The sequence below is a fragment of the Streptococcus sp. SI1 genome, assembly GCF_030439945.1.
GTDB lineage: Bacteria > Bacillota > Bacilli > Lactobacillales > Streptococcaceae > Streptococcus > Streptococcus intermedius.
In genome coordinates this window covers 42,146-58,859 of record NZ_JAQFJE010000005.1, presented here as the reverse complement: position 1 = coordinate 58,859, position 16,714 = coordinate 42,146, and the positions used below count along the sequence as shown (strand labels likewise).

Below are 16,714 nucleotides of genomic sequence, written 5' to 3'. Positions count from 1 at the left end.
GAAAGAGGTTTTTATGAAACTTACCATTTCCGCTCAAGATAAGCCAGCGCAAAAAGTGTTTGATTACCAGCTGGATCTTGACCCAGATACGATTTTGAAAATGACCACTTTGATTTGCGGTACGGTGGCAGCGGTTAGCCTGCTGTCCTTATTTAAAGAAAAATAACAAAAGAAAAGGAGAAGTAGAATGGTTAGAAAAGGAGAAGTAGAATGGTTCTGCCAAATTTTAAAGAAAACTTAGAAAAATACGCTAAACTATTGGTTGCCAATGGTATTAATGTGCAGCCGGGTCACACGGTGGCGCTCAATATTGATGTGGAGCAGCGTGAGCTGGCTCACTTGATTGTCAAGGAAGCCTATGCTCTGGGAGCTCACGAGGTCATCGTCCAGTGGGCGGATGATTTGAGTACACGTGAGAAATTCCTCCATGCGCCGATGGACCGCTTGGACAACATCCCTGGCTATAAGGTGGCTGAGATGAACTATCTCCTTGAAAAGAAAGCCAGCCGCTTGGGTGTTAGTTCATCGGACCCAGGTGCTTTGAATGGCGTGGATGCCGAGAAATTATCGGCTTCTGCTAAGGCTATGGGGATAGCTATGAAGCCGATGCGAATTGCAACCCAATCCAATAAAGTCAGCTGGACAGTCGCTGCAGCAGCTGGTACAGAATGGGCTAAGAAGGTCTTTCCAGATGCAGTTAGTGATGAGGAAGCGGTAGACTTGCTCTGGGATCAGATTTTCAAAACCTGCCGTGTCTATGAGGATGATCCAGTTGCAGCTTGGCAGGCTCATGAAGAAAAACTCAGCTCAAAAGCTAAGATTTTAAATGAGGAGCAATTTTCTGCTCTGCACTACACAGCTCCTGGGACTGACTTGACATTGGGCTTGCCTAAGAACCATCACTGGGAATCAGCTGGTGCAGTTAATGCACAAGGCGAAAGATTCTTGCCAAATATGCCGACAGAAGAGGTCTTTACAGCACCAGACTTCCGCCGGGCTGATGGTTATGTAACTAGCACCAAGCCTCTTAGCTATAATGGCAATATCATAGAAGGTATCAAGGTGACCTTCAAGGACGGCCAGATTGTGGACATTACTGCTGAAAAGGGCGATCAGGTTATGAAGGACCTTGTCTTTGAAAATGCTGGTGCGCGTGCTTTAGGTGAATGTGCCTTGGTACCAGATCCAAGCCCGATTTCCCAGTCAGGCATTACCTTCTTCAATACTCTCTTTGATGAGAATGCTTCTAACCACTTGGCGATCGGTGCAGCTTATGCTACTAGTGTAGTTGGCGGAGAGAATTTCTCTGAAGAAGAGTTGGCAGCTGTAGGTCTCAACCGCTCGGATGTCCATGTGGATTTTATGATTGGTTCTAGCCAGATGGATATTGACGGTATCCGTGAAGACGGCAGCCGAGTTCCTATCTTCCGTAATGGAGACTGGGCAATCTAAGATTTCAAGTTGCTTTGAATGGCGATTTCAATAATGACATTCTTGAGAAGCCTTGCTAGAAACATAGAAAGAAGGAGCATATATGATTGGTAGTATGTTTGTTGGTTTCATTGTTGGACTGATTGCTGCTGCAATCACCAATCGTGGAGAGAGCATGGGCTGTCTCGGAAAAATCCTCTTGGGCTGGTTTGGATCCTTGATTGGTCAATTTCTTTTTGGTCATTGGGGGCCAATGCTTGCTGATACGGCTATTGTTCCATCAGTCCTGGGTGCTGTTATTCTCTTGGCTATTTTTTGGAGACGGGATAGTTAGAATAGAAAAAATACCTAGATAAAGACTATCTAGGTATTTTTGATAATGATGTACAAGCTATTTACTCAATCACCAACATGCCATCTGTCACTGCAAACGGGTCTTTTTCGTTGATGCGGTCGTAGAACATAATGCCATTGGTATGATCAATTTCGTGTTGTACGACAATGCTATTGTATCCTTTTAGTTTGATTCGGTGTTTTTTGCCATCCTTGTCAAAATAGTCAACGGTGACTCGTGCATGACGAACAACATAGCCCGGAACTTCGCGGTCAACGGACAGGCAACCCTCGCCTTCAGCCAGCGCTGCATCTTGAACGGAATGCGCCACTACTTTAGCATTATACATAACGGTTTGTAGAGCATAGGCTTCTTTAGGGGGATTTCCTTCTTTGTCTGGCAGGTTTGGAACCAAAACGGCAATAATACGTTTGGACAAATCTAGTTGTGGTGCAGCTAGACCAACTCCACCCCGGAGTCCCATCTTTTCAGCAGTGACTGGATCTTGTGAATTTCTCAAAAATTGGAGCATTTTTTCGCCTAAGATAATTTCTTGATCTGTAAGTGGAAAGGTGACATCTTCTGCTACTGCTCGCAGCGTTGGATTCCCTTCACGAATGATGTCATTCATATCAATTGAATGAGCTGGTTTTGTTAATTTTTCAATAACAGACATAATCTCTCCTTTGTTTTAAAATTGGATATTTATTCTAAATAAAATTCTTTTTTATATGATAAATATAACACAAAACAAAGGAGAAAGAAAGAAGAAAGGAAACAAGCAAATCGGACAATCAATAGTAATGTAAAGAACGTGTGTAGATATAAAGAAATAAATTATCAAAAAAATAGTAGGATATACTTGCTATTTTAAGTAAAAACAGGTATGATGAGTAATTGGATGTATAAAATAGTATTACTTATTCAATATTATTTTGAAATTAATAATACATTTTGTAAAGGAGAAAAAATTGAAAACTCTACTATTTGGAAATACAGGGTATGTGACCGAAGAGTTTATACAGGAAGCCTTTCCAAAAGATATGGTTTATCTCTTAGGAGAGACACATTTAAAAAATTCAAAAAAATTGAAGTTAACAGTCTTCTCTGAAGCAGAGAAAACTGATATGGAAGAAATTTTAAGAACATATCGATTTGATCGCATTCTTTATTTCTCTAATTCTTTAACTTATAAAAATCATCAAGTAGGAGAATTAGAGAGATTGCAATCTTTTTTGAATGTTGTCAAGGGGTTGGTTTATTCGAAGATTCTTTATATAACAGGACCAGAGGTGCTGAACCGTCCTCAAGAGTTAGAAATAGCAGCGGAGAGCCTTTGTCAGCATTGGGTAAAGGTGAATAGACAATCTCTTAAAATAGTCCGTAGTCCTTATTTATATTCTGCCAGACTGCCAGAAGATTATTTTTATCGTTTATTCGATAAAGTTCACGAAAATAGAGCTATTTCTATTGAAGAACATCCGGATGAAATTGCGAATTTTATCAATTCAGAAGATTTAGCAGAGCTAATCAGCAAAATTTTTGATAGTTGGGATGATCAGACAGAAATTTTAAATATCTATAATCCGTTTGAAATTACTTTTCAGCATGTTGCAGAAAAGTTAGAAGAGCTGGCATTCTCTAAAAGTAAAATAGTGATTGATTCCAAATCGCCTGAACCTTGCCTTTATCACTCAACAGATAAAGATAATTTAAGGCACCGTTATGGCTGGTTTATTCATTATTCACTTTTAGACGATTTAGCAGATTTATATAAAGATTTTGTTAAAGAAAATAAAGCGTCGAAACATCTGGAATTCAATCGTTTAAAAGCAGTTGTATATACGATGCGTTCTCATAAGACTTCCCAAAAGATAGCTGAGATTTTGCTTGCTTTTTTCTTGTCTGAGGTATTGAGCGCAATGTTGAACGGTTTTAATCAATTGAAAATGCTGGATGTCCGTTTACTTTTTATTACCTTGGTTAGTACGATTTTTGGAACAATCTATGGAATTTTTGCAAGCTTCCTTTCTATAATTGGTCTATTTGCAGCAACTATTCTTGCTGGGGGGAATTGGCAATCAATCGTTTATAATACAGACAGATGGATTACCTTTGCAGCTTACATGTTTGTTGCTCTTATTTGTGGTATTATCCAGATGAAATATCAAGATGAGAAAGAAATGTTAGAAAAAGAAAATCAGTTGCTAAATGATAGAAATGAATTTTTATCTATCTCATATGAGGATGCAGTTTATGATCGTGAACAATTAGCTCAGCAAGTTGTAAGTAATCAAACTGGTACCAGCAAGCTGTTTTCTATTTTTCAACAATTAGATAAACCAACAGTAGAAGCTGTTTTAAATGAAACAAAGAAAATTGTTGCAGAACAACTGGAAACAAATAGTGTCAACATATATTCATTATCTGAGTTTTCTGGCTTCAACCTAAATAGGTATCCGATATTAGCAGAAGAGTTGAAAAATGATGAAGTTTGGGTCAATAAGAATTTGATTCCAGATTATCCAGTTTATGCATTAAAAATAGAATCTGCTTCAGGGTTAAGCTATCTTTTGTGGATTGAGGATGTTTCTTATAGTCATTTATCTCTTTCGCGTATGCACTTCTTACAAATGATTGGTGGAGCAACAGCTTCTATGTTAGATAAAGCTGGTTATCATCAAGCATTTGTCAACCTCAAAAAGACTACAGTTTTAGGAACTACTCCTAATGGCATCAAATATGGAGGGTGATAAATGGAGTTTATTGTTTCTCTATTCTGTGTGATTTTAGATTTGGCATTATGTATCCATTCGTACTATTTGCTCAATTCTAAAAAAATTAAATTGCCCCTATTTTATACCATCTTTCCCATTGCGATACCATTTTTAGGTTATCTTTTACTGTGGCTTATAAATCCATCTAGACATGACGATACATCAAATGTGTCTCATCTTGCACAAGAGGCGGATGTTTGGACAGAGCTAAGTGGAGTTGAAAATAAAAATGGGCTAGGAAATGCATATGAGAATGTCGAAGACCTCATCCCATTAGAAGAAGCGCTGTTGTTGCAAGATAAGGAAACAGCACGGTGGATGATAATGGAAATGGTTAGTCGGACTCCAGATCGATTTACCGAATTGTTATTTTTGGCCCGCAAAGATGAAGATACAGAAGTCGTGCATTACGCTACGACTCTTATTGCGGAAGTCTCAAGACAGTATGATATCCGTTTGCAAAAGTTAAATAAACGGTATCATCAAAATCCTGATGATTTCCAAGTTTTAGCAGAGTACTGTACTATTTTAGCAAGCTATTTACAAAAAGGGCTTGTAACGAAACGATTGGAAAAACTACTTAGAAAAGATTACTCAGATCTTCTGGAAAAAAAGATTCAACAAAAAGAAGAGTTATCTGATTATCTGAATTTTATTAAAAATGAGTTGTTGCTTAAGCATTATATACGTGTTAAGGAATATCTTGATTTGATTTCAAGAAAGTGGGGACAACACGAAGAAATTTATATGTTATATCTACAATATTATTATGAAACGAAACAAGGAGAAAGGATAAAAGAATTGATAAAAGCTATAGAAAAAAACTCGATTTATATTTCAAAAGAGAACCGAGAATATTTAGCTTTTTGGCAATTTTAAAGGCTGATAAGAATGAAAAAGAAAAAAAGGTATTGGCTTATTCAAGGGAGTCCATTATAGTAGCGGTCATCTTTCTTTTATTAGCTGCAGTTTTGTGGATTCAAAAAAGCGGAGAACGTTATACGGTTTCTACAAATAACAATACATATCTAAAAGGAAATGTTCCCACTTCTAAAGCAGTTTTTGAAAGTTTAGCAAAAGAAAATCTTGTTCTTTATGATGAAAATAATGATACAAGTAGACGTGCAAAAGAGCAATTTGCACAGATTCTTAAGGACATGAAGCAGGGCTACCAATTAGTTAATGTTGCGAAAGAATCTCTTCCCAGTTTTTCAAATTATAAAAAAGTTATCGTACTTTTAAGTGATTTAGAAACCGTGGGCAAAAAAATACAGGAAATGGTTGATTGGGTTGAACAAGGGGGGAATGTTCTATTTGGAGTGACGCTAGTTAAGGACAACACTTCCGCGTCTATTGAGAAAAAATTAGGCGTGGTAAGCTCCAATTATGAGAACTCTATAGTAAATAATATTTATATTGATAAAGATTTCATGATTGGTGGTGGAAAAAGTTATCCAATTGACGGCGGTTTTGAATCAGCCTGGACAGTCTCGCTTTCATCAGATACCAAGGTTCATGCGTGGACAGACAATAAGGCTCATACTCCTCTTGTTTGGGAGAAAAAATATGGCAAAGGAAAGTTTGTTGTAGATAACTTTGGAATTTATGAAAGAGCAGTTCGCGGTATTTATGCTGCTTCTTATAGCTTATTGACGAATGCGACAGCTTATCCTGTTATCAATGGTGCTACGTTCTATTTAGACGATTTTCCTTCCCCTGTACCTGCAGGTGATGCTACCTACATTAAACGAGATTACAATACCAGTATTGCTGATTTCTATACGAATATTTGGTGGCCAGATTTATTGAAGTTATCTGAAAAGTACGGCATTAAATACACTGGTGGTGTCATTGAGAATTATGAAGATGATACATCAGGTCATGTAACTGCGCAAAAAGATATAGAACGCTTTAAGTACTTTGGAAAATCTCTTTTAGCAAATGGTGGAGAGCTTAGTTATCATGGGTATAACCACCAACCCCTTTCTCCTAAAGATACTGATTACGGAGATGAATTTCCAACTTATAAAACTTGGAAAAATAAAAAAGCAATGGAAGCTTCTATTCGTGAGTTGATGAGATTTACGAAGTCACTCTTTCCAAAGGGGGAGAAGTCCATTTACATTCCACCTTCAAATGTCCTTTCAAAAGAAGGAAGAGAAGTTTTGAGAGAGAAGTTTCCAGAAATTAAAAGTATTGCTAGTAATTATTTCCCAGGAAAATTCACCTATTCACAAGAATTTGAAGTAGCAGACGACGGCCTGATTGAACAACCGCGAATTGTTTCAGGGGCATCTTGGGATAATTATTCTAAATTAACTGTTTTTTCAGAATTAAATATGCATTATGTGTTGACTCACTTTCTTCATCCAGATGACGTAATGGATGAAGATAGAGGTGCAAAACAAGGCTGGAAAAAACTGTACAAAGATTTCACTAATGAGATTGCATGGGTTGATAAAATGGCACCTAATATTAGAGATTTGACGGGTTCTGAAATGGCAGGCGCTATTCAACGCTATGGTATTTTAAGTGTTCAACAACAGAAAACTGATAGTGGTTTGGAATTAACTCTAGGTAATTTCCATGATAATGCCTATGTGATGCTTCGTTTGAATGAAGGCAAGCCAGGAAAAGTGACTGGTGGGAAATTAGAACATTTAACTGGAAATCTTTATTTAATACATGCTACTTCTGCAAAAATAGAAATTGAATTGAAGTAAAAAGAGAAGATAAAAATGAGAATCTGTTTGGTTTTAGAGGGTTCCTACCCCTATGTACATGGAGGTGTGTCTACTTGGATGCATCAATATATCACAGAAATGAAAGAACATGAATTTATCATTTGGGTTATTGGAGCCAATGAGGAAAAGAAAGGCATGTTCGTCTATGAATTTCCTGAGAACGTTGTAGAAGTTCATGAAGTATTTCTGGATAGCTTAACTAGCTCAAAAGTGATTGATAAAAAAAGTGAAGAATTATCTCATGAAGAGTATGATGCTTTAAAACAATTAGTTTTTTGTGCAAAACCTGAGTGGTCTCTTATTTTCGACCTCCTTCAAGAAGGAAAAGTTCAACGAGATGACTTTTTAGTGAGTGAAGAATTTTTTCAGATGATTCAAGATTTATGTGAAAAAAAATATGCTGCACAGCCTATGTCAGATATATTTCATACTATCCGATCTATGCTTTTTCCATTATTAACATTGTTGTCTAGTGAGATCCCTGTTGCAGATGCTTATCATGCTATTTCTACTGGTTATGGTGGTATTTTGGCAACATTAGCTAGTACCCGTATGAATAAGCCATTGTTGTTGACAGAACATGGAATTTATACGCGGGAGCGTGAGGAAGAAATTATTCGTGCAGATTGGATTTTACCTTCTATGCGTAAGCAGTGGATTGATTTCTTTTATATGCTATCCGATGCAATTTATTCTAAGGCAGATTGTATTACGAGTCTTTTTTCAAAAGCTCGTGAAACACAAATTGCTCTTGGTTGTGATGCGAAAAAATGTCGAGTTATTTCAAATGGTATTGATTATGAAAGCTTTTCTAATATTCCTTTTGAAAAAGATGATGATAGTTGGATTAATATTGGAGCTGCTGTCAGAATGGCTCCAATTAAAGATATTAAAACGATGATTTATGCTTTTTACGAAGTATCCTCCCAGATGCCCAATGTTCGCCTTTATATTATGGGAGGGGTGGATGATGAAGCCTATGCAGAAGAATGTTATGCTTTAGCACGTAAGTTGAAATTAGAAAATCTCTTCTTTACTGGGCGTGTTAATATCAAAGAATATCTCAAAAAAATGGACTTTATGATTTTAACGAGTATATCAGAAGGGCAACCATTGTCTATATTGGAGTCAATGGCTGCTGGAAAACCTTGTGTTACAACGGATGTTGGCTGTTGTAAAGAATTATTAGGGGGAAAGCTAGACGATACATTAGGTTCAGCCGGCTATTGTGTGCCACCAACAGACTTAATGAGCTTAGCACATGCAATGCTTGTAATGGCAAGTTCAGAAGAAAAACGCCTAACGATGGGACAAATTGCTAAAAAAAGAAGTGAGCAATTTTATCAATATCATCAAATGATTGAACAATATAGACAATTATATAAGGAGTATGTAAGATAATGGCAGGGATAGGATTCGAACTGCGAAAAGTATATAATAAAGGTGGATTCCTTTCAAAACAAAAGGCTTATGGTTATGCAGGTGTTGCATATGTGGGACCAATGCTTCTTGGGATTTTACTTATTTTGGCAGTTGTCATTCTAAGTGTGCTGGGACGACTGAGTAATACTGCACGTGATCATTTACTTGGTTTGATTTCGTATTCGATCTTAGCTTCCTTAGCGATTACCAACCTATTTTCAATGATTGTGACTCGTTATGTGGCAGATATGCTCTATGAGAAAAAATTTGAAAAAATTTTGTCTTCTTATTTTTCCTCAGGGGCAATCATGTTAGGTATGGGATTTGTGACTTATGGAATTTTCCTCTTTATTTCGGGAATTCCTCTGTTAGAAATTCTCTTAAACTTGATCTTGTTTAGTGAACTATGTATGATTTGGAATGCTGTGAATTATTTAACGGCTGTAAAAGATTATCGTAGTATTCTAAAAACCTTTGCCATAGCAATTTTGATTACTGTCGTGATTGGTTTAACAACACTCGTCTTAGCCATTCCGTATGGTTTGTTATTTAGTGTTTGTACTTCTTATGGCTTCATTCTTGTACAAATGATTCGTATTTTATATAGACATTTTCCGAAAAACTATACTACTAATTTTGAATTCTTTGTTTGGTTTGATAAATATCTAGAACTTTTCAAAGTAGGCATTTATATGTTTATTGGACTTTTTGCACATATCGTTATTAATTGGTTTGGTCCACTTAGTAAAGGAATCGGAGGACTTTTTCATACCGCTCCGGTTTATGATGTTCCTGCTATGCTCGCTTATCTAGTGACTTTGGTATCTACTGTAAACTTTGTGGTATCTGTTGAGGTGAAATTTTATCCAAAATTTAGAGAATACTATCATATGTATGATGGAGTAGGGAGTGTTAAAAAAATTAATCAAGCTGAAATTGAAATGATGAATACCTTACGGAATGAATTGAAATATTTATCATGGAAGCAGCTTTTAGCAACTTTACTAGCTATGTTTGTGGGAATTGTTCTGTTGACAGTTTTACCACTTGGCTTTAATAGTCAGATGAAAGGTTATTTTCAAACACTTTGTTTAGGCTATGGGGTTTATGCTGTAGGGAATATTAATTTATTAATGTTACTTTACTTTGTTGATTATAAAGGTGCAAAGAAATGTGCAAGGTGGTTTGCAGTGCTCTCTGCTGTTTTTAGCATTTTTACTCAGTTTATGGATACCACTTTTATTGGATATGGTTTTTTATTAGCAGGTCTTGTACTCTACCTTACGACAACTACTAGATTGAGTGAATATACAAAAGAGCTTCCTTATCGTATTTTAGGAAGTCAGGAAGTCTTTTCTCAGGAAGGAGAAGGATTCTTTACGAAATTAGTGACTATTTTGAAAGCGAGGTCAAAAGATGGATAATAAGTGGATCAAATTTTTACTGGTTTTCGGTTTGATGGCACTTGCATTTGTTTTTTTAGCTATTTCTAGTAGTGGAAACAAGACAAAACAATCAACTACAAAAAAAGTAAAAAAAGAAAAGGTAGCAAATATCAATGATCAGCACCTCAGTGATAAAGAATCTTTGTATACTCGAAAAAGGCCTGACGTGATTACCATGTATTTAACGGTAAGGCGTGGAAATACTGCTGAGAATACGAATCATTCTTGGCGAGAACTCAATCAATATTCAGCTTATGATTATGAAAAAATGGGGGTCAAGCGTTATCAGGTTGCAGGGCTTTTACAAGTAGGAAATGAAAAAGGTCCTGTAGCTGGTGAGTTTGGATTTGACGAGGAAGTTCCAAATGCGACTGTTCAAATTCGAGGTCAAAGCTCCAGTTGTTCAAAGCAAAAAAGTTATAAGATAAAACTCAAAAAAAGTAAGGGGACTTGGGAAGGGCAGCGAACGATCAATTTGAATAAGCACCCTTACGAAGCTCTTCGCTTTCGAAATAGACTGGCGTTTAAATTGATGGAAGGTATTCCACAAATTGTTGGGCTTCGTACTCAATTTGTTCATCTGTATGTAAAAGATGAAACAGGAAATGGCTCAAAGAATTTTGAAGATTATGGTCTTTATACTCAAGTTGAACAATTAAATAAAACTGCTCTTGAAGCACATGGACTAGATAGAAGTGGTCATTTATACAAAGTAAATAATTTTGAGTTTTATAGAGAAGCAAATATTATTCGAAAGGAAAATGATCCTAGGTTTGATAAGAAAAAATTTGAATCTCGTTTGGAAGTGAAAGGCGATCATGACCATACAAAATTGATTGATATGTTGGAAAAGCTAAATGACAAGTCAATCAAAATTGAGCACCTTCTAGAAAAGTATTTTGATGCAGAGAATCTTCAATATTGGTTGGCCTTTCAAATATTGATGGGGAATACTGATAGCCAAAACCGGAATATGTTTCTGTATAGCCCCCTACATGGGAAACGTTGGTATATTTTACCATGGGACTTGGATGATTCGTTGCGTAAGGGTGAGCGAGTGCTTCGCCGGTCGGATGCATTGGGTGTCAACACATGGCAATATGGTGTTAGTAACTACTGGGGAAGTGTTCTTTTTCAACGCCTCTTAAAATCAGAACGATTTAGAACAGGTTTGGAAAAGATTGTGGAAAAGTTGTATAAAAATCAGCTGAGCCCTAAAAATATTGGTGATCTGAGTAAAAATTATGCTGAGATCGTGAAACCTTACTTATCACGTATGCCTGATATGGAGCGAATGCCTATAAAAGAAGAGCAATATAATAAGATTCTAAATGCATTGCCAAGGGAGGTTGAAAAAAATTACCAAGCTTACAAGAAGAGTTTGCAGACTCCTCAACCATTTTATATTGACCAACCAAAAAATGATAATGGGAAATTAGTTCTTAAGTGGATGCCATCTTATGATTTCAATCACAGGAAAATCACTTATCATGTGGAGTTAGCTAAAGATCCTAATTTTAAAGATAAGATTCTTGACAAGAAAGGTCTAACAAAGACAAGTGTTACGACAGATCATCTTCCAAAGGGACAATATTTTATGCGCGTGATTGCGACAAATTCTGATGGTAAATCACAAGCTGCATTTGATCAATATCGTGTAGGAACTACCAGTCTTTTTGGTGTTTTGAGTTTTTATGTGACGGAAGATGGTAAAATAAAGGTTGATGTCTATGAAAGCAAATAAAAAAGAACAGTTTCGACATGAAGCTAAATACTTAATTGGTTTGAAAGAAAAAGAATTATTGACACAGCACTTTGATTCCATCTTGTCTTTGGATAAATACGCTACAAATGGTGGCTATACAATCCGTAGTCTATATTTTGAAGATTATTGGAATAGTAGTTACGAGGAAAAAGAGGCTGGCATTTTGATGCGCAAAAAATACCGCATCCGAGTGTATAATTTCAGTGAACGTAGTATCAAGCTGGAAAGAAAGAGAAAATTCGAAAATTACATCTATAAAGAAGCAGCTCCTCTAACACGCGAGGAAACAGAGAAAATTATTCAAGGAGACTATGCATTTCTTCTTCATAGTCCTCATGCCTTGTGTCGTGAGTTTTACTTTGAGTGTATGACAAATGTGATGCGACCTCGCGTTATTGTTGACTATGAGCGAGAACCTTGGGTGTATGATACAGGAACAGTTCGTTTGACGTTTGACTCCAATGTACGGGCAGCTATTGGTAGTTATGATATATTTGATGAATCGCTACCAACACTTCCTGTATTACAACCAGGGAAGCTGGTTTTTGAAGTCAAATATACAGAATTGTTGCCACAAATTATAAAAAATATTATTCCACCGCAAGCTTCGGAGTTTCTCGCAGTATCAAAATATGTACTATGTTATGAAAAAACACGTTATTTACATGATTTTGAATATTGGTATGATACAGATCATTAATAGAAATTGGAGAGAAGGATGAGTGTTCAAGATATTATTAAAAAATCGGTTTTGAGATCGGAAAATTTTACAACTCAAAATGCTGGGAAAATTGTTGCTACTTTGCTTTTTGCAATTGCTCTGGGAGCGTTTATCTACTTTGTCTATCAAAAGTTTTTTACAGGAGTCGTTTACTCAAGAAGTTTTGCGATGACCTTGATTGGGATGTCAATTTTAACAGCTATGGTTACTTTGGCCATTAGTTCGAATGTCGTGATTTCGCTGGGGATGGTTGGTGCGTTGTCTATTGTGCGTTACCGGACAGCAGTTAAGGATCCTATGGATTTGTTATATCTCTTTTGGTCGATTACGACGGGGATTACGATTGGGGCTGGTATGTATATACTCGCTATAGTGGCCGCAGCAGTTATTTTTGGAATGTTAATTATTTTTAGTCGTCTGCAACATCAAGGTAAGGTTTATATCGTAATTATTCATTATCAGGGAGATGAGACTGGTGATAAGATTATTCAATCATTTGGAAAAATTAGACATTTTGTAAAATCAAAAACTCTTCGAGGTGATACTATTGAAATGGCTGTAGAAGTGTTATGTAAAAAGGAAAACTTCACGTTTATAGAACAAATACGGGACATAAAAGGGGTTGCAGATGTAACACTTATCCAGTATAATGGAGAGTATCACGGATAAGATTGGAAATGGAATGAGTAAAAAATTGCAGCTTGGCTTGGTAGTTTTAATTATGGCAATGGCTTGTGTCTTATTTTTCATACCTACTTCTTTTAAGAACACTAAAAAGCATATAGAGCAAACATTCAGTTATTCTGATAAGGCCTTGTCAAATCCCTTGATGGGTTATGCCCCTTCAGCGAAAGAAACAGATATCCCCAAAGATGCTCAGCTTGTTCATGTAAATGTAACATGGAAAGAATTGGAACCTCAAAAAGGAGTCTATGATTGGAAAACGATTGAGGAAAAAAATCAGTTGAATCGCTGGCGCAAAGAAGGGAAATATATTATTTTTCGCTTTATTTTGGATTATCCTAAAAGAGGAATGCATGAAGACATTCCCTCTTGGCTGATTAAAGAAATGTCTGATCCTGGAGACCGATACAATTCGTCTTATGGAAAAGGATTTTCTCCTAATTATGCTCATAAAACTCTGATCAGTTATTACGAAAAGGCTGTCGCAGCTATGGGGAAACGTTGGGCCCGAACCAAGCAATTCGCTTTTATTCAAATGGGTAGTCTTGGTCATTGGGGAGAATGGCACGTGAATGATGAGGCAAATATTCGTAAATTACCAGAAGCTGATGTTAGAGAGAAGTATATCACTCCATGGCTAAAGGCTTTTCCAAAAGCAAATATTTTGATGCGTCGTCCATTCGCCACAGCCAAAAAGCATGGATTTGGTCTTTATAATGATGTGGTTGGAGATGAAGAAAGTAAAAAAGTCTGGTTAAATTGGATTCAATCGGGTGGTGATTACGATCAAGAAGAAGCTAAAAATGGCTTGGTTGCAATGCCTAAAGCCTGGGAAACAGCTCCAATTGGTGGTGAATTTACCAGTTCGGTTAGTATGAAGACGTTAATGAGCCAGAAATTACCCCAGATTGTTAGGGAACTTCAAGAATCCCATACAACTTTTTTGGGGCCTAAAATTGCTGAAGTCCTAGATGGTGTCAATGATACAAGCTATAACGAGATCTTAAAAAATATGGGTTATCGTTTATTTGTACCAAATATGAAACTAATTTCGAGTAAGAAGTCCACTAAGCTTACACTGTCAGTTACAAACAAAGGGGTTGCCCCTCTTTATCGTAATTGGACTATGAAAGTTTACGTTTTGAATAAGTTGGGCGCGATTATTGAAAGTAAAACCATACCGATTGATCTAACCAAACTTTTGCCGAATCAAGAACAAAAGGTTCAAGCGTCTCTTTCCACTGCTAATATTACTGGAAAAGGCTATAAAATTGCTTTAGGAATTATTTCTCCACTTACTCAAAAGCCGGCTGTTTGTTTTGCTAATAAAGGACAAGAAAATAAAAAATGTTAACTTTATATGAGGACTAAAGCTACTGAAATCAATGTTGTATCTTATGTGCAGCCTTGATTTCTTTTTTGTTTTCATACGTTGCTAGATTGCGTCTTTTCGTAAAAAACTGTATGATAGTGATAGTGTGATTTTAGAAAGAAGATAAGATGAAAAGATTCATGGGAAAAGCTAGCATTTTGGCTTTATCATTGGTTTTAACAACAGCATTTTCAATTTCTAGTAGCTTGCCGGCTATGTTCCAGTATTATAAGAATTACTCTTCTAGCCAAGTAGAATTATTAGTCTCTTTGCCGTCCATTGGAATTATGTCTTTGTTGATGTTTAATAGTGTTTTGGAACGCTTTGTATCTGAGCGGTTCATGATTATACTAGGGCTAATTCTGTATTCTATTTGTGGTCTTATCCCATTTTTCAATCAATCTTATAATCTCGTTTTTGCTTCGCGCTTTGTATTTGGCTTAGGTTTAGGTATGATGAATCCTCGAGCAATTGCCATTATTAGTGAGCGCTTTCAAGGGAGAGAGCGTGTGCAAATGTTGGGGTATCGGGGATCGGCAGAAGTTGTTGGAACGGCCTTATTGACGTTGATAGTTGGGCAGCTTTTACGCTTCAATTGGACAACAACATTTTGGGTTTATGCAATTGGCTTTATCGTTCTAGCACTGTATCTTATGTTTGTTCCTTATGAAAAGAATGAATCCGATAAGCATAAACATCTCAAATCTGTCCGTAAAATGACTAGAAAACAAATACATTTGAGTATCTTTTTAGCTTTCATAGCTGGTATGATTGTTTGTGCTAATGTCGCTATCACTTTACGGATCCCTAGTCTAGTCTTACAGGCAGAGATTGGAAACGCTGAAACAGCCAGCTGGATTCTTAGCTGTATGCAACTAGTGGGAATTTTGGCTGGTGTTAGCTTTGCTAGCTTAGTGAACGCGCTGAAAAATCGCTTGTTGACGATAACAGGAATAGTTTTTGGTCTAAGCCAAATAATGATTGGCTTGTCAAGTCAGATTTATTTCTTAAGTTTGAGTGCTCTTTTGGCTGGTTTTGCTTATAGCATATCTCTAACTGCGGTCTTTCATATTATATCTGAGAAAATTCCTGCTTATTTGGTAAATCGTGCAACAGCAATTGTCGTTTTGGGTTGCAGTAGCGGTGCTTCGGTATCAACATTCGTCTTATCTTTGATTGGAATCATTTCTTCTACTCCAACTTTTATTTTTAGTGTGCTAGGTGTTCTCATGATGGGAATTTCAACTTTAGCCGCTATTGTCGCTAATCAAGAAGATGGAGAAAAAGATGCGATTAGATAAGTGTTTAGTAGAAATGGGGCTTGGTTCACGAACAGAAGTCAAGCAACTTTTAAAGAAGCAACAAGTTTTGGTCAACGGGAAGGTTGTCACATCAGCGAAAGTACAAGTAGATGAATATCAAGATGAAATTTCAGTCAATAAGCGAGTATTGGACTATGAAAAATTTGTCTATTATCTTTTAAATAAGCCGAAAGGTGTCATTTCAGCTACTGAAGATGCTAACCATCAAACAGTTTTGGATTTGTTAGATGAAAGTGCACGCCAGAAAGAAGTTTTTCCAGTTGGACGACTTGATATTGATACTCACGGACTTTTGTTATTAACCAATAATGGTGCTTTGGCACATGCGATGTTGTCTCCTAAAAAACATGTAGCAAAAGTTTACCGTGCAAAAGTAGATGGCATCATGACGGAAAAAGATAGGACACGCTTTGAAGCAGGGATAAAGCTTAAGGACTTTACCTGTAAACCTGCGCAATTGACCATATTGGAAACAAACGAAGAACAGGGAACTTCTCTGGTGGAGATTACAATTTCTGAAGGAAAATTTCATCAAGTGAAGCGAATGGTTGCAGCTTGTGGTAAAAAAGTAGCAGACTTAGAGCGCCTTGCTATGGGACCATTAACTTTGGATAAAGAGTTGGCAACAGGAACTTTTCGTCGTTTGACACAGGAAGAAATAAAAAGTCTCAAACGATTTGGCGTAGAACTCTTATAA

At 36.6% G+C, this 16,714-nt stretch carries 15 protein-coding genes; 14 read left to right on the top strand and 1 reads right to left on the bottom strand.

Translation table 11 applies throughout. The features are described from left to right. Positions 1 to 13: 13 nt before the first annotated feature. The 3 genes from PCY10_RS07130 (at position 14) to PCY10_RS07120 (ending at position 1,765) form a co-directional block, all read left to right on the top strand. Positions 14 to 166 (top strand): hypothetical protein, encoded by a 153-nt coding sequence (locus PCY10_RS07130; RefSeq protein WP_021003218.1) that lies wholly within the window; start codon positions 14 to 16, stop codon positions 164 to 166. A gap of 44 nt (positions 167 to 210) precedes the next feature. Further along, the gene (locus tag PCY10_RS07125) at positions 211 to 1,452 is read left to right on the top strand and encodes an aminopeptidase (protein ID WP_021003217.1); all 1,242 of its coding nucleotides are present in this window, start codon (positions 211 to 213) and stop codon (positions 1,450 to 1,452) included. Positions 1,453 to 1,534: 82 nt separating this feature from the next. Continuing rightward, a complete protein-coding gene (locus PCY10_RS07120; protein WP_003074255.1) occupies positions 1,535 to 1,765 on the top strand; it encodes a GlsB/YeaQ/YmgE family stress response membrane protein in 231 nt (76 codons plus the stop codon). A 61-nt stretch (positions 1,766 to 1,826) separates the two neighbouring features. Here PCY10_RS07120 and def read toward each other — a convergent pair whose 3' ends face one another. Further along, a complete protein-coding gene (gene def / locus PCY10_RS07115; RefSeq protein ID WP_021003216.1) occupies positions 1,827 to 2,441 on the bottom strand; it encodes a peptide deformylase in 615 nt (204 codons plus the stop codon). 295 nt (positions 2,442 to 2,736) lie between these two features. Here def and PCY10_RS07110 point away from each other — a divergent pair, with 295 nt between their 5' ends. From PCY10_RS07110 to PCY10_RS07060, 11 genes are all read left to right on the top strand, one after another. Then, complete coding sequence (locus tag PCY10_RS07110) at positions 2,737 to 4,518, top strand: hypothetical protein (protein ID WP_021003215.1); 1,782 nt, start codon at positions 2,737 to 2,739, stop codon at positions 4,516 to 4,518. A gap of 3 nt (positions 4,519 to 4,521) precedes the next feature. Further along, on the top strand, positions 4,522 to 5,421 hold the full coding sequence (locus PCY10_RS07105; RefSeq protein ID WP_301558956.1) for a hypothetical protein: 900 nt from the start codon (positions 4,522 to 4,524) through the stop codon (positions 5,419 to 5,421). Beyond that, entirely contained in the window at positions 5,409 to 7,265 is a 1,857-nt protein-coding gene (locus PCY10_RS07100) for a DUF2194 domain-containing protein (RefSeq protein ID WP_125121680.1), read from the top strand. Before PCY10_RS07105 ends, PCY10_RS07100 begins: the two co-directional genes overlap by 13 nt. Before the next feature lie 15 nt (positions 7,266 to 7,280). After that, a complete protein-coding gene (gene pelF / locus PCY10_RS07095; protein WP_112384779.1) occupies positions 7,281 to 8,687 on the top strand; it encodes a GT4 family glycosyltransferase PelF in 1,407 nt (468 codons plus the stop codon). Continuing rightward, a complete protein-coding gene (gene pelG / locus PCY10_RS07090; protein WP_021003212.1) occupies positions 8,687 to 10,132 on the top strand; it encodes an exopolysaccharide Pel transporter PelG in 1,446 nt (481 codons plus the stop codon). Before pelF ends, pelG begins: the two co-directional genes overlap by 1 nt. After that, positions 10,125 to 11,897 (top strand): CotH kinase family protein, encoded by a 1,773-nt coding sequence (locus tag PCY10_RS07085; protein ID WP_301558955.1) that lies wholly within the window; start codon positions 10,125 to 10,127, stop codon positions 11,895 to 11,897. The genes pelG and PCY10_RS07085 overlap by 8 nt, the downstream gene beginning before the upstream one ends. Then, positions 11,884 to 12,618: a polyphosphate polymerase domain-containing protein gene (locus tag PCY10_RS07080; protein ID WP_003074274.1), complete on the top strand. Its 735-nt coding sequence runs from the start codon at positions 11,884 to 11,886 to the stop codon at positions 12,616 to 12,618. The genes PCY10_RS07085 and PCY10_RS07080 overlap by 14 nt, the downstream gene beginning before the upstream one ends. Before the next feature lie 18 nt (positions 12,619 to 12,636). Beyond that, a complete protein-coding gene (locus PCY10_RS07075; protein WP_003074277.1) occupies positions 12,637 to 13,308 on the top strand; it encodes a DUF4956 domain-containing protein in 672 nt (223 codons plus the stop codon). Between the two features lie 13 nt (positions 13,309 to 13,321). Beyond that, positions 13,322 to 14,677 (top strand): DUF4832 domain-containing protein, encoded by a 1,356-nt coding sequence (locus PCY10_RS07070; RefSeq protein ID WP_301558954.1) that lies wholly within the window; start codon positions 13,322 to 13,324, stop codon positions 14,675 to 14,677. Positions 14,678 to 14,823: 146 nt separating this feature from the next. After that, complete coding sequence (locus tag PCY10_RS07065; protein WP_021003210.1) at positions 14,824 to 15,996, top strand: MFS transporter; 1,173 nt, start codon at positions 14,824 to 14,826, stop codon at positions 15,994 to 15,996. Next, positions 15,983 to 16,714, top strand: coding sequence for a pseudouridine synthase (locus tag PCY10_RS07060; protein ID WP_021003209.1), 732 nt, complete (start codon positions 15,983 to 15,985; stop codon positions 16,712 to 16,714). The genes PCY10_RS07065 and PCY10_RS07060 overlap by 14 nt, the downstream gene beginning before the upstream one ends.

What these genes read in the sequence shown, in the direction of transcription:
- PCY10_RS07080 (WP_003074274.1), top strand. Translation starts at nt 11,884, where the DNA reads ATGAAAGCAAATAAAAAAGAACAGTTTCGACATGAAGCTAAATACTTA.
- pelG (WP_021003212.1), top strand. Translation starts at nt 8,687, where the DNA reads ATGGCAGGGATAGGATTCGAACTGCGAAAAGTATATAATAAAGGTGGA.
- PCY10_RS07070 (WP_301558954.1), top strand. Translation starts at nt 13,322, where the DNA reads ATGAGTAAAAAATTGCAGCTTGGCTTGGTAGTTTTAATTATGGCAATG.
- PCY10_RS07105 (WP_301558956.1), top strand. Translation starts at nt 4,522, where the DNA reads ATGGAGTTTATTGTTTCTCTATTCTGTGTGATTTTAGATTTGGCATTA.
- PCY10_RS07075 (WP_003074277.1), top strand. Translation starts at nt 12,637, where the DNA reads ATGAGTGTTCAAGATATTATTAAAAAATCGGTTTTGAGATCGGAAAAT.
- PCY10_RS07120 (WP_003074255.1), top strand. Translation starts at nt 1,535, where the DNA reads ATGATTGGTAGTATGTTTGTTGGTTTCATTGTTGGACTGATTGCTGCT.
- PCY10_RS07130 (WP_021003218.1), top strand. Translation starts at nt 14, where the DNA reads ATGAAACTTACCATTTCCGCTCAAGATAAGCCAGCGCAAAAAGTGTTT.
- PCY10_RS07085 (WP_301558955.1), top strand. Translation starts at nt 10,125, where the DNA reads ATGGATAATAAGTGGATCAAATTTTTACTGGTTTTCGGTTTGATGGCA.
- pelF (WP_112384779.1), top strand. Translation starts at nt 7,281, where the DNA reads ATGAGAATCTGTTTGGTTTTAGAGGGTTCCTACCCCTATGTACATGGA.
- def (WP_021003216.1), bottom strand. Translation starts at nt 2,441, where the DNA reads ATGTCTGTTATTGAAAAATTAACAAAACCAGCTCATTCAATTGATATG.
- PCY10_RS07065 (WP_021003210.1), top strand. Translation starts at nt 14,824, where the DNA reads ATGAAAAGATTCATGGGAAAAGCTAGCATTTTGGCTTTATCATTGGTT.
- PCY10_RS07060 (WP_021003209.1), top strand. Translation starts at nt 15,983, where the DNA reads ATGCGATTAGATAAGTGTTTAGTAGAAATGGGGCTTGGTTCACGAACA.
- PCY10_RS07125 (WP_021003217.1), top strand. Translation starts at nt 211, where the DNA reads ATGGTTCTGCCAAATTTTAAAGAAAACTTAGAAAAATACGCTAAACTA.